We start from the raw sequence: 13,260 nt of genomic DNA, 5'->3' as shown, positions 1-13,260 counted from the left end.
GGTTAATTGGGGGGAGGACATAGAATTGAATGCTTCAAGTAAATAAAGCTGGAGCAAAGAGCAGTTATACTCTTTCCCTACTATTACATTTCTTCAGGATATTTCATACCCCATTCGTTTCTTATTTCAGTCATCATATCCATAACATCTTTAGTATAATTTAGATGCATAACTTCAGGATTTCCGTTTAATGCCTTTTCCATATCTTCAACCTCATATAACAATGCGTTTGAAGTATTTCCAGATTTTATAACTTCCTTGCTGCCATCCTCAGTATATGTGATAACAGCTTCCTCACCTCTAGGATATTCAAAAATCTCAACATATCCCTTATCAAACGCTATAGTTCCACGTTTAGGCTGTTTTGCGTGAAGAGATAGTATAACTGTAGCCATTTCTTCTTCCTTATTTTTTAGAAGAATACTAGCCTGTTCATCGACACCAGTTGGAGCATATTTAACCTGAGATAAAATTTCTATAGGTCTTGAGCTCATAAACCATCTAACAAATGAAAGTGCATATACACCGATGTCTAGCATAGCACCACCTGCTAAATTTTTATTGAAAAATCTATTAGTCATATCGTATTCTTTGTAGCTTCCAAAATTCATCTGGATTAGTTTTAAATCTCCAAGCTTTCCAGATTCTATTATCTTATTAAGCTCTTTGTAAATTGGCATATGGAAAATTGTCATAGCTTCAGCTAAAATGACGTGATTTTCCTCTGCAAGAGAAATAGCTTCATCTAATTCATCGCTGTTTAATGTAATTGATTTCTCACAAAGAACGTGTTTACCAGCTTTTAAAGCCTTTCTTAAATATTCTATATGAGTATTGTGAGGAGTAGAGATGTAGATAATATCCACGTTTTCATCCTCAAAAACATCATCAATCTTATCGTATACTTTTTCAATTCCGTATTTTGCAGCGAATTCTAAAGCTTTTTCGTGAGTACGATTTGCGACAGAGTAGAGATTATCTCCTCTTGAAATCATCGCCTCTGCAAGCTGATTAGCAATAACGCCGCATCCTAAAGTTGCCCAATTATATCTTTTCATAGAAAAACTCCTTTTTAATGGTATTAATATTTATCTCATTCTACTTTTATCATAATTTAAAAGTAATATGAGAAACGAAGGAACCATTACAACTACAAGCATTAAAATAACCAAAGTTTTCATCAAAGTTAGTAATACTTTTTTCATAAAATCCCCTCCTAATATTTAAACAATAATATAATAAGCCAATTTAAAACAACTAAATAATAAAATCCTACTAAGCAAGGAAGTACTTATTCATAAGCACTCTACCTATAACATCTGTAATCCAGCTGTATTTGCAGATAACATCGTCGTATTCAACAAAAGCCCCTTTTGGAAGAGGAACGTTGCTTTCTGTCATAGTTTCAATCAGTGTTATTAGTTTTAATAGCTTTTTCTGATCTGATTCAGAAATTCTTTCATCAGCGAAAATCATCTTCTTTATATCTAAATAATCTGTATTTTTATTTATATAATAAGAAGATGCAGCATCTGCATTAGTAGAATTTACAGTATTTACAGTATTTTCTGGTCTTTTGTATTCTGCAGGTTTTCTATACTCGTACTGTCTTTTATATTCAATTTCTTTTTTCTTATCTTCCTCAGTTTCAAAAGCATTGTACTGTTTTATATGCTCTATAGGTGTTGTGTATTTATATTTTTTCTGTTCTACTTCTGTTTCGAAGTTTCCTCTTTTAAATGAAAACTCTGGCATAGTACCTAAATCATCTGCTGGCTGGTCGTATTCAATACCTTTTTGATACACTTCCATAATCATAACAGTTCCAGTTATAAATTCCTTTGCACATAAATATCCTTTTTCTCCTAGAGAAAGCACAGTTTCCCTTATTTCATCTATATTCATATTTTTTATCTTTTCATCTATAAAATTATCTCTCATTAAAACCTTTCTGTCCTCGATAGCGAACGGTTTTACAAAAGAAAGAATATTTTTTTCACTCTGGGTAAGCATTTTTTATCAACTCCTTAAGAAAATTTCAATTTTATTTCTTATTATACTACACTTTTGTGAAAATAATTGAAAAAAACTTGTTAAACTGTCATATGTAATAGATGAAAAGAAGAACGAATTTCAGTAATAGGCTTCAATATGGTATACTTGATATAATAAATAAAAAATTTTAAAATTAAAAACAAGTAGGTGAGAGAGATGAAGATATTGGAATTGCAGGAAAATAAAGTTTTAGATGGATTTGAAGAAGGATACGACTCGCAGCGAGATTATGTAATACTGTCAAAAGTTGATGAGTTTTGTAAGATAAAGGAAACTTTAGGGATAAATGAAGATTTCTTTTTCGACTGTATGAGTTTTGACAATTCTATCAGGATAAATCCAAATAAAAGTTTTGACTCTATAGCTTTAAGATCTCTCGAATACGTAGATGAAGAGATAAGAGAATTTGAGGCTCATATATACACAGCCGATAATTTTATACTCACTGTGGCTGAGGAGGAGAGCTTTATATATAAATTTATGAAAAATTTGATTTTGAATAAGACTAAGTCTGATAAGAGTACGAGATACGTCTTATACAAAATAAATCAGTACATTATTAAAGAGTATATAATGAATGGTTTTGAGTTTTTGGAGATGTTAGAGGATAGGATATTAGATATTGAGGATGATATGATGGACAATGCAAACAGTAGCCACATTGAAGAGATTAATAAAGTTAGGGCAATTGCGAGAAAGGTTGTTAAAAATATTAGACCGCTTATTTATATAACAGACAATGCTGTAAGCGAGGATGTTAGGTTTTTAAAAGAGGTCGAGCTTGAGGAGTACAACGATATGCAGGGGATAGACTTTGGTATAGATAAGTTGTACGAGTTTTCAATTTCGACGAGAGATTTGGCAGATAAGCTTTTAGATATTTACGACTCAAAGGTCAATGAAAAGACAAACTCACTTATAACAAAGCTGACTATATTAACTGCAATATCGGCACCGCTTACGATTATAACAGGTATATACGGGATGAACTTCAAGTATATGCCAGAGCTTGGTATGGAATATGGATACCCTATTACAATTGTTATAATGATTTTAATAATATTAATTGGTATACATTTGTTTAAAAAGAATGGAATGTTATAGTTTTTAAAGAGAATGATGTGAAATAACGAAATTAATTTGATGATTATCGTATAAATTACTAAATTATAAGAAATAGAGAAAAGAGAGGAATTTTAATGGATATAAGGATAAAACCGTCAAAGCTTTCTGGTGAGCTTACAATTCCGCCGTCAAAAAGTTTTGCACACAGGGCGCTTATTTGTGCAGCTCTTTCGAAAGGAAAAAGTATTATAAACAATATAGAATTATCTGATGATATAAAAGCAACTCTTGAGGCGGTGAAATCTTTTGGAGCAGTTTCAAAAGTTGGCGATATGAGTATAGAAATCGAAGGAATTCGTAAAAATGCTGGAGAAGAAATAGAAACTGACAATGATTTACACGTTATAGACTGCAATGAGTCTGGATCTACTCTTAGGTTTATGATACCTATAGCTGCGGTACTTGGATATAAGTGTAGATTTGAGATGAGTGGAAATCTAGGGAAAAGACCTTTAGATGTTTATTATGATATTTTTGATAAGAATGGAGTTAAGTACAAAAAAGGAGAGAATTACCTAGAAATTGATGGAAAGCTAGGTGCTGGAGAGTATGATATTCCTGGAAATATTAGTTCTCAGTTTATAACAGGGATGTTATTTGCACTGTCAATGCTTGATGAGGATTCAGTTGTAAATATATTGGATAATATAGAATCTAAGAGTTATATTGATATAACTCTTGCAAGTTTGAAGGATTTTGGGATAGAGATTGAGCATGACAACTACAGAAAGTTTAGGATAAAGGGCAATCAAAAGTATAAGTGTAAAGGAGAAAATACAGATTCTAATGAGTATACAGTAGAGGGAGATTTTTCTCAAGGAGCATTTTTCTTGTGTGCCGATGCCATTGGAAACAATGTGAATGTAAAAGGTCTGAGAAAAGGCTCAATTCAGGGAGATAAGGCTACTGTGAACATCCTTGAGAGAATGGGTTGCGAGAGAGTTTACGACGAGTGCGACGATATAAAAATGAAGGTAAACTCTTTAAATAGTACTATTATAGATGCAACAGATTGTCCAGATATTATACCTGTTCTTTCTGTTTGTGCGGCATTTGCAAATGGTACGACAGAGATTGTCAATGCAAAAAGGCTTAGAATTAAAGAATGTGATAGACTTAGTGCGATAAATGAAGAGCTTTCAAAACTAGGTGCAAATATAGAAGAAAGAGAAGACTCTCTTATAATACATGGAAATGGAAATAAGAAGTTAAAGGGTGGCTGCGAGGTTTGGAGCCACAAGGATCATAGAATTTGTATGATGCTTTCTATAGCGTCTACAATTTGTGAGGAAGAGATAGTTATAAAAGACGCTGAGTGTATTTCTAAATCGTATCCAAGATTTTTTGAGGACTTTGAAAAATTAGGTGGATGCGTTGAAGTGATTGGTGGTGATTTGCATGAGTAGTATGTGGGGCAAAAATTTAAAAATATCAGTATTTGGTGAGTCGCATGGAAGTGAAATCGGCGTTGTTATAGACGGGTTAGAGCCAGGTTTTGAGATAGATTTGGATGAAGTAGAAAGACAGATGGATAGAAGAAAGCCTGGAAAAAATAGGATGTCTACTGCAAGAAAAGAGGATGATAAAGCAAATATTGTGAGTGGATTTTTTGAAGGAAGAACTACAGGTACTCCACTTTGCGCAACAATTAAGAATAAGGATAGAAAATCAGCAGATTATACTCAGATAAGGGATAATTTTAGACCTGGACACGCTGATTATACTGGATTTGTGAGATACAATGGTTTTAATGATTATCGTGGTGGAGGACATTTTTCTGGGAGATTAACAGCTCCGATTGTATTTGCTGGAGCGATTTGTAGACAGATTTTAGAAAAGAAGGGCATAAAGGTTGTTTCTCATATTAAATCGATAAAGGAGATTGAGGATAGTAGTTTTGATTACACTAATATAGATGATAATTTAATTGAAAGCCTTTCGTATTCTGATTTTCCACTAATAGATGAAAGTCTTGAAGATGATATGAAAGCTGAGATTTTAAAGGCTAGAGAAAGTTTAAATTCTGTAGGTGGAAAGATTGAGTGTGCAGTTGTCGGCATGAATGCTGGTGTAGGAAGTCCGATATTTAATTCTGTAGAGTCGGTTATTTCTAGTATGATGTTTTCAATTCCTGCTGTGAAAGGGCTTGAGTTTGGCGAGGGATTTGATATTTCTAAAATGTACGGTTCAGAAGCAAATGATGAGATGTATGTCGATGATAATGGAAATATTTTATCTTATACCAATAATAATGGTGGTGTAATCGGCGGAATTACAAATGGTATGCCAGTTGTATTTACCGTTGCAATTAAGCCAACACCTTCAATTGCTAGCAAGCAGCGTACTGTAAACGTGGCTGATTTGAGAAGCGATGGAGATGTGAAAAATACAGAGATTGAGGTAAATGGCAGACATGATCCTTGTATAGTTCAGAGGGCTGTTAGTGTAATTGAATCAGCAACTGCAATAGCTATGCTGGATATGCTTTACGGAATGTAGATTTTAGATAGTTGATATTTGAAAAGGAGATTAATATGACTAAACTTGATGAATATAGAGTTGAAATAGATGAGATAGATAGAGAGATTGTGCAGCTTTTTGAAAAGAGAATGAAAACTGTTTTAAAGGTTGCTAGTTATAAGAAAGAGAACGGAATGGAAGTGCTACAGAGTAGTAGAGAGGAAGTTGTTCTTCAGAAAGCTGTGGATAATTTAAAAGATAAGAAATACGAGGATGATATAAAGGAAGTTTTTGAGCTTTTAATGAGATTGAGTAGAAATTCTCAGAAAAGAGAGCTTGGACTGTAGAGGTTTTTATGGATAAAATAGTAAAAATTAAGGATATAGAAAAAGTTAAAGGCTTGTTTGGAGATTGGGAGAATAATTTCTTGCTGTCTTGTCTGCAGGGAATTATGGGAGAAGTGTATTCTCTTGACTTAGATAATCCAAAATCTGCTGTTGCTGTGATTGGAGATTTTAGGATGTTTGCAGGAGAGCCTAATGAAAATCTTTTAAAATATGATTATAAAAAAGGTGAGATGGATATAATTATACCTCAAAATGATAAGTGGGCAGAACTTGTTAGAAATACATTTGATGTAGATTTAGAAGGTGTGCCGGAGTTAAAAGAAATTAAGAGATATTCTACATTTGAAGATATGAGCCAGTTTGACGTGGATAAATTGAACGAGATAAAAAGTTCTGCAAAAGAAGGGTTTGAAATTTTGGATATAGATGAAGAAATATATAAGAGATGTTTAGAAAATGAGTGGAGCAAAGACTTGGTTGGAATTTATAATAATTACGAAGACTATTCTAAAAAGGGTATAGGAGTTGTTCTTTTGGATAGAAGTAATAATGAAATCGTGTCTGGAGCATCTTCATACTGTACTTTTGAAGGTGGAATTGAAATCGAGATAGACACAAATGAGAAGCATAGAAGAAATGGATATGCGCTTATTTGTGGGGCAAGCATAATATTGAAGTGCTTGGAAAGAGGGATATATCCTAGTTGGGATGCCCACAACAAAGGATCTATAGAGCTTGCTAAGAAACTTGGATATAGAGAAAAAGATGAGTATACAGCATTTGAGTTGTATAGAAAATAGTTGAAATTTACTAAAATTGAGATTTGCGGGAGTTGGTATTTATGAGTATTAGTTTGTTTTTAGCGATTGTGTTCTACTTATACTTTGGAATACTGTTTTTCGCTATGAATGGGGTTGCATTTAGTGGATTTTTCTTTGTACTTGGAACAATTTGCTTGGTGTACCACTTCACTAGAGATAAGATTAAAAAACATAGGTGGTTATATATGATTGTAAAAATTTGTGCAGCTGTGGCGATTATAATATTCGTCGCTGTTGAGGGAATGATTATCGCATTTCCTAAGAAAAGTACGGAAAACTGTGATTATATCATCGTTTTGGGAGCTAGAGTGATGGGGAATGAGCCAGGACTTACACTTAAAGGAAGACTTGATAGAGCAGTTGAATACGTTAAAAATAATGACGACGATTGTAAGATAGTTGTGTCTGGTGGAAAGGGCGATGGAGAAAATATCTCTGAAGCCGAGGCTATGAAAAGATATCTTGTTGAAAGAGGAATTAAACCAGAGATGATTATCAAGGAAGATAAATCTGTAAACACTATGCAGAATTTTGAGTTTTCTAGAGATAAAATTGAAAACGACAGCAAGAAAAATGTAGCTGATGTAGATGTTAAGGTAGTGACTACAGATTTTCACGCTTTTAGAAGCGACAAGTATGCAAAAATGGAGGGTTATAAAAATATAAGTTTTTATACAGAAAGAACTAAGTGGTATTTGATACCAGTATTTTATGTAAGAGAATTTTTTGCCATAATAAAAATGATGTTAGTTGGTATTTATACAATCTTTATATAATCTTAATGCTTAAAGAATACATTTTTATCCTAGCTTTATATTTTAACTGTTATATTTAAGATATAAGAAATATGAAAGGGTGTTGTATATGAAAATATTATCAGGTATATATGAATATAAAACAAATAAAGATATAAATGGAGATTTAAAATTTGGATATATAAGAAAAAGCTTAAAATCTGTTTCTATAATTATATCTATAACTGTTATGTTTTTTATGTTAGTAGCAAGAGTTTTTGATAAAAATGCATCTAATATAGATATATATGTATTTTTATTTTCACTTTTAGTTGCATTTTTAAGTATACTGATAAGATACTTTAACTCTAAGTATGAAAAAGATATAACAAGAGAGATAAAATCAAAAGAAAAAACAAAAACAGTAACAAAAATTGTTGATTTAGAAAATGGATATGCTGAAAAAATAGATGTAAAAGATATAAAAAAAGGAAATATTTTTATATTAAATAGAGGAGATATAGTTCCTTGTGATGCAACAGTGATTGATGGAGTAGCTCTTTTAGATGAAAGCTGTATAACAGGTGAAAGTGCAGCTGTTTTGGTTGAAGAAGGTGGCGAAAGAGATTCAGTAAAAGAAGGAACTAAACTAATATCGGATTCTTTAGTAGTTAAAGCAAAATCAAATTCTGGTGAAATTAAAAATAAAAGAACAATAAATAAAAGAGTTATAGATGATTTAGATAGAAGATCAAGAGAAAATAAAAGTACTGTATTATCAATAATCGTAGCAATACTTATTATACTTGTATATTCACATTACAATAAAATAGATTTGTTTGAAAAAATATTTTATTTTTTAGGTATATACATAGCAATATTGCCAGATGATATATATAATATTTTTAAATTTTTAAAGCTATTTAAAGGTGAAATTTTAAAATATTATAATATAGATTTAAAAAATATAAATTCAATAAAAAAATTAGCTGATGTAAAAACAATTTTAATAGATAAAACAGGAACTCTTACATTTGGTAATAGAGAGGCAATAAAAATCTATCCTGCTAGAAACATATCTGAAGATGATGTTGCAGAAGCTGCAGCATTGAGTTCAGCATATGATGATACTCCAGAAGGAAAAAGTATATTAGTATATGTAAAAAAATTGTATTCTTTAAGAGGAAAATATATTGGTCAAAAGGATATTAAACCTATTTCATTTGCATTAGGTAGTAGAATTAGTGGATGTGATTTAGAAGGGTTTAAAATTAGAAAGGGTTCTGAAAAAGCAATAAAAAAATTTGTAGAAGATAATGGAGGAACTTATCCTATTGAATGTAAAGAAATAAGTAAAAAAATTTCTATGAAAGGGGGAACTCCTTTATCAATAGCTGTGAATGATAAAGTATTAGGGGTAATTTATTTAAAAGATATTGTAAAAGAAGGGTTAAAAAAATCTTTTAAAAAATTGGAAAATAGTGGATACGATATAGTATTAGCGACAGGAGATAATCCTTTAACAGCTGCAACCATAGCAGCAGAATGTGGAATTAATAAATTTATATCAGAGGCAACTCCTGATAATAAATTGGATTTTGTTGAAGATTGCCAAAGTGTTGGTAATAAAACTGCTGTTGTAGGAGATGGAGAAAATGATATATATGCTCTAGCAAATGCAGATGTTTCAATAGTTATGGGAAATTCAAATGAAGATGTAAAAAGTTTTGGAGATATTATAGATAATGACTCAGATCCTGCAAAAATACCTATGATAATAGGTATAAGTAGGGAAGTTATTAAATCCGAAAAAATAATAAAGGTTATAGATTATATAAAAATGATTATAAAATCTGTTGCTGTAATAATATTAATATTACCTATAATTATGAATAATAATTTATACTTAAAAATAGATGTTTTTGCTATGTATCTACTTTTATTTAATTTATTTACAAGTGTTTTAATGATGATAACAGTTGTGTTTCACAAAAAATAAAGGAGAATAAATTTTACAATTAAAGGGAGGTATAGTCTATGGAAAGACCAAATCCAGATAGTATACTCGAAAAAATTAAAGAAGAAGAAACTTCAAGAGGAAAATTGAAAATATTCTTTGGATATGCTGCGGGTGTTGGTAAAACTTATGCGATGTTAGAAGCGGCTCATTCCTTGCAAGATAATGGGATAGATGTGGTAGTTGGATACATAGAACCCCATACAAGACCAGATACAATGGCTTTATTAGATGGCTTAGAAAGAATTCCAGTAAAGCAAGTTGAATATAAGGGAATAAAATTGAATGAATTTGATATAGATGCTGCATTAAAAAGAAGACCACACACTATATTAGTAGATGAGTTTGCACATACAAATGCAAAAGGTTCTAGACATAATAAAAGATGGAAGGATATAGAGGAACTTTTATTGGCAGGAATAAATGTATACACAACTTTGAATGTTCAACATCTTGAAAGTCTAAATGATATTATGGAAATAATAACAAATATCAATATAAAGGAAACAGTACCAGATAAAGTAATAAGTGATTCTTATACTCAAATAGAACTTATTGATATTGAGCCAGAAGAATTATTAGAGAGATTTAAAGAAGGTAAAATTTACGAAAAAACTCAAGCAGAAAGAGCTAAAGAAAATTTCTTTGTAAAAGATAATTTAATTGCACTTAGAGAAATTGCACTTAGAAAAACTGCAGATCGTGTCAATAAAGAAGTTCAGATATCAAGAATGTCAAAAGCTGATTCAGGTGTAAAACCTACATCAGATATATTATTAGCGTGTATAAGTCCGTCAACATCTTCATCAAAAGTAATAAGAACGGCGTATAGAATAGCAGATTCTTCTTTAGCAAAATGGATTGCAATATATGTTAAGCCATCAGATATGTCTTCAATTAGTCAAGAGTCTAAAAAAAGGCTTGGCGAAAATATGGATCTTGCAAAAAAATTGGGTGCAGAAGTAGTAATATTACATGGTGAAAACCCAGAAGAGCAAATTATTAGATATTCTAAGGTAAGAAATGTAACTAAAATAATAATTGGTAGAGATCACTCTGATAAAGGCAAATTTAAAAGGAAATTTAAAAAGGATATTGCTGATAAATTATTAGATAATATAGATAATATAGATATTCTTATAATTCCGTTTAGAAACGAAATTCATTCGAATAAGGTAAATAAAAATAATAATAAATCCAAACTGAAGAGAGCTTTTTCTGTTTCTAGAGTAGATATTATAAAATTTATTCTTATAAGTATTTTTATTACTGTTATGGCTTATGTTTTACAGTCGATAGGATTTGCAAAAGATAATATTTTGTTAGTTTATATGCTAGGTGTTTCTATGGTGTCTCTTTGGACAAATGGTTATACACTAGGTATTTTAAGTGCATTTTTAAATATAACAATAGTAAATTATCTATTTACTATTCCAAAATATACTTTATCTATAGCAGATCCAAGCTATATTATAACTTTAGCTGTGTTCTGCGTAATAGGAATAATAACAAGTGCTTTAATGTCTAATATAAAATTCCAGGCTAATAATGCAAGTAAAAGAGAAGAACATACACAGATGATTTATCGGATAAGTAGGACATTTTTGAAGGTATCTAGAAAAGAAGATATAATAGAAAAGGCATTAGAAATTTTAAGTGTTAGTCTTGAAAGAGATGTTTCCCTAGTTATGAAAAATGAAGAAAAAATATACTATATTAAATATAAGGGAAAAAATAATGAAATAGAATTTGAACATAAGAGTATCAATGATGTAACAGAACATGACTTTGAAAATAATATAATGATTTCTCCAAACGAAATTGCTGTTGCAAAGTGGGTTGTTAATAATGGTATGAATGCAGGTCATTTTACAGATACACTTAGCGGTGCTGTAGGATTATATATTCCTATAAAAGGAATTAAAAAAATTCATGGTGCTGTAGGTGTTTCATCAGAAGTTAAAAATATAGATACAGATGATGAAATATTTATAGAAACTGTATTAGCACAGGTAAGTATTGCACTTGATAGGGAAGAACTAGCAGAATCAAGAGAAAAAGATAAACTAGAAATGGAAAGTGAAAGACTTAGAAGTAACCTTTTAAGAGCTATTTCTCATGATTTAAGAACTCCACTTGCAGGGATATCCGGTGCTGTAAGTACAATTATAAAAAATAAAAATGAAATAAGTGAAGAGATTACAGACGAATTACTAAATGGTATATACGAAGATTCTCAATGGTTAATACGATTAGTAGAAAATTTACTAAGTATGACAAAGATAGATGAAGGAAAATTGAAGGTTGAAAAAGAACCAGAGCTTGTAGAGGAGGTATTATCAGAAGCCTTGTCCCATATAAAAAGAAGGTTGAACGATGCAGATGTGGAAATTGATATACCAGATGAATTGATATTTGTTCCAATGGATGCGAAATTAATAGAACAAGTATTTGTTAATTTAGTTGATAATTCATTGAAATATGCAACAAGTAGTTGTAAGATTAATATAAGAGTATATAGAGATGATGACAATGCTTGGTTTGAATTTTCAGATAATGGTCCAGGTATATCAGATGATTTAGCTAGTCATATATTTGATAGATTCTATACTGGAGAAAGAAAAAGTAAAGACTCTAGAAAAGGCGTAGGTTTAGGTCTTTCTATATGCAAATCTATAGTAAATGCACATGGTGGAGAAATAAAGGTTAGAAATAGTCAAGAATTAGGTGGTGCTGAATTTATTTTTAATCTTCCACTAAAAGAAGATGAAGAGTAAGGAAGGATAAAAAATGAGTAAAAAACTTATACTTGTTGTAGAAGATGATAGTACAATTAGAAAATTTATATGTACAGCTTTAACAACTCAAGATTATGAAGTAATAGAGAGTTCAACTGGAAAAGAAGCAGTCCAAAATGCTATAGCAAAATCTCCAGATGTTATGCTACTTGATTTAGGTCTTGAAGATATAGATGGTATTGATGTTATTAAAACGGTTAGGCAGATTTCGGACCTTCCAATAATTGTAGTATCCGCTAGAGAACAAGATCGAGAAAAAGTGGAAGCATTTGATACTGGAGCTGATGATTACATAACAAAGCCATTTTCAATAGTTGAACTTCTTGCAAGGGTTAGAGTTGCTCTTAGACATAAAGAAAATAAATCTGTAGATATTTCTATGCCCGAGGAAGAAAAGGAAGATACTTTTTCTGTGGGAGATTTGTTCATAGATTACGATAAGAGAAAGGTGACTGTATCAGGAGAAAATATACATTTAACACCAATAGAATACGAAATATTATCCCTTTTAGCAAGAAATCATGGAAAGGTATTAACACATAATTATATTATAAAAAAAATATGGGGTGGAGTAATAGGTGGAGAAACCAAGTCATTAAGAGTATTTATGGCGACAATTAGAAGAAAAATAGAAAAACAACCTGCAAATCCCCAATATATAATGACAGAAGTTGGTGTGGGATATAGATTAAACGATGAAATATAATTAGAATAAGAAAGAGATTGATGTATTTACGATATTTTATTTTTGAATTTATTATTTAAAAATAATTATTGTATCTATATTAATCTCTTTTTTTATTCTTAAGGAAATTATAATAATTTAAAACTGTGGAAAACTTGTGTATAATAGTAATATGAATGTATTGAAAAAGCGAAAAGATGAAAAAATAATTAATAAAA

Annotated in this window: 11 protein-coding genes; 9 read left to right on the top strand and 2 right to left on the bottom strand. The window is 30.7% G+C overall.

Annotation, left to right across the window (positions count from 1 at the left end):
- Positions 1-83: 83 nt before the first annotated feature.
- Together ACK2WN_RS08880 and ACK2WN_RS08875 are read right to left on the bottom strand one after the other, a co-directional pair.
- Complete coding sequence (locus tag ACK2WN_RS08880) at positions 84-1,058, bottom strand: Gfo/Idh/MocA family protein (RefSeq protein ID WP_416155375.1); 975 nt, start codon at positions 1,056-1,058, stop codon at positions 84-86.
- Positions 1,059-1,275: 217 nt separating this feature from the next.
- Positions 1,276-1,941, bottom strand: a complete 666-nt coding sequence (locus ACK2WN_RS08875) for a hypothetical protein (protein ID WP_416155374.1) — start codon at positions 1,939-1,941, stop codon at positions 1,276-1,278.
- A 270-nt stretch (positions 1,942-2,211) separates the two neighbouring features.
- On the opposite strand from ACK2WN_RS08875, the gene ACK2WN_RS08870 reads away from it, so the two are divergent.
- The 9 genes from ACK2WN_RS08870 (at position 2,212) to ACK2WN_RS08830 (ending at position 13,063) form a co-directional block, all read left to right on the top strand.
- Positions 2,212-3,159, top strand: coding sequence for a CorA family divalent cation transporter (locus ACK2WN_RS08870; RefSeq protein WP_329998199.1), 948 nt, complete (start codon positions 2,212-2,214; stop codon positions 3,157-3,159).
- A 95-nt stretch (positions 3,160-3,254) separates the two neighbouring features.
- Positions 3,255-4,586, top strand: coding sequence for a 3-phosphoshikimate 1-carboxyvinyltransferase (gene aroA / locus ACK2WN_RS08865; RefSeq protein ID WP_300529599.1), 1,332 nt, complete (start codon positions 3,255-3,257; stop codon positions 4,584-4,586).
- Positions 4,579-5,679: a chorismate synthase gene (gene aroC, locus ACK2WN_RS08860; RefSeq protein ID WP_300529601.1), complete on the top strand. Its 1,101-nt coding sequence runs from the start codon at positions 4,579-4,581 to the stop codon at positions 5,677-5,679. Before aroA ends, aroC begins: the two co-directional genes overlap by 8 nt.
- A gap of 35 nt (positions 5,680-5,714) precedes the next feature.
- Positions 5,715-5,987 (top strand): chorismate mutase, encoded by a 273-nt coding sequence (locus tag ACK2WN_RS08855; RefSeq protein ID WP_300529603.1) that lies wholly within the window; start codon positions 5,715-5,717, stop codon positions 5,985-5,987.
- An 8-nt stretch (positions 5,988-5,995) separates the two neighbouring features.
- Complete coding sequence (locus ACK2WN_RS08850; protein WP_416155373.1) at positions 5,996-6,787, top strand: GNAT family N-acetyltransferase; 792 nt, start codon at positions 5,996-5,998, stop codon at positions 6,785-6,787.
- 41 nt (positions 6,788-6,828) lie between these two features.
- Positions 6,829-7,584 carry a YdcF family protein gene (locus ACK2WN_RS08845; protein ID WP_300529607.1) on the top strand — a complete coding sequence of 252 codons (756 nt, stop codon included), beginning with the start codon at positions 6,829-6,831 and terminating at the stop codon, positions 7,582-7,584.
- An 88-nt stretch (positions 7,585-7,672) separates the two neighbouring features.
- Positions 7,673-9,541, top strand: coding sequence for an HAD-IC family P-type ATPase (locus ACK2WN_RS08840; RefSeq protein WP_329998191.1), 1,869 nt, complete (start codon positions 7,673-7,675; stop codon positions 9,539-9,541).
- A 38-nt stretch (positions 9,542-9,579) separates the two neighbouring features.
- Entirely contained in the window at positions 9,580-12,336 is a 2,757-nt protein-coding gene (locus ACK2WN_RS08835; RefSeq protein ID WP_416155372.1) for an ATP-binding protein, read from the top strand.
- Positions 12,337-12,349: 13 nt separating this feature from the next.
- Positions 12,350-13,063: a response regulator gene (locus ACK2WN_RS08830; RefSeq protein ID WP_300529612.1), complete on the top strand. Its 714-nt coding sequence runs from the start codon at positions 12,350-12,352 to the stop codon at positions 13,061-13,063.
- Positions 13,064-13,260 lie beyond the last annotated feature (197 nt).

Origin of the sequence: Peptacetobacter sp. AB800, from assembly GCF_047807365.1 — a bacterium.
Classification (GTDB): Bacteria; Bacillota; Clostridia; order Peptostreptococcales; family Peptostreptococcaceae; genus Peptacetobacter.
Note: the sequence above shows the minus strand (reverse complement) of the source record. Positions and strands in the feature narration are given on the sequence as shown.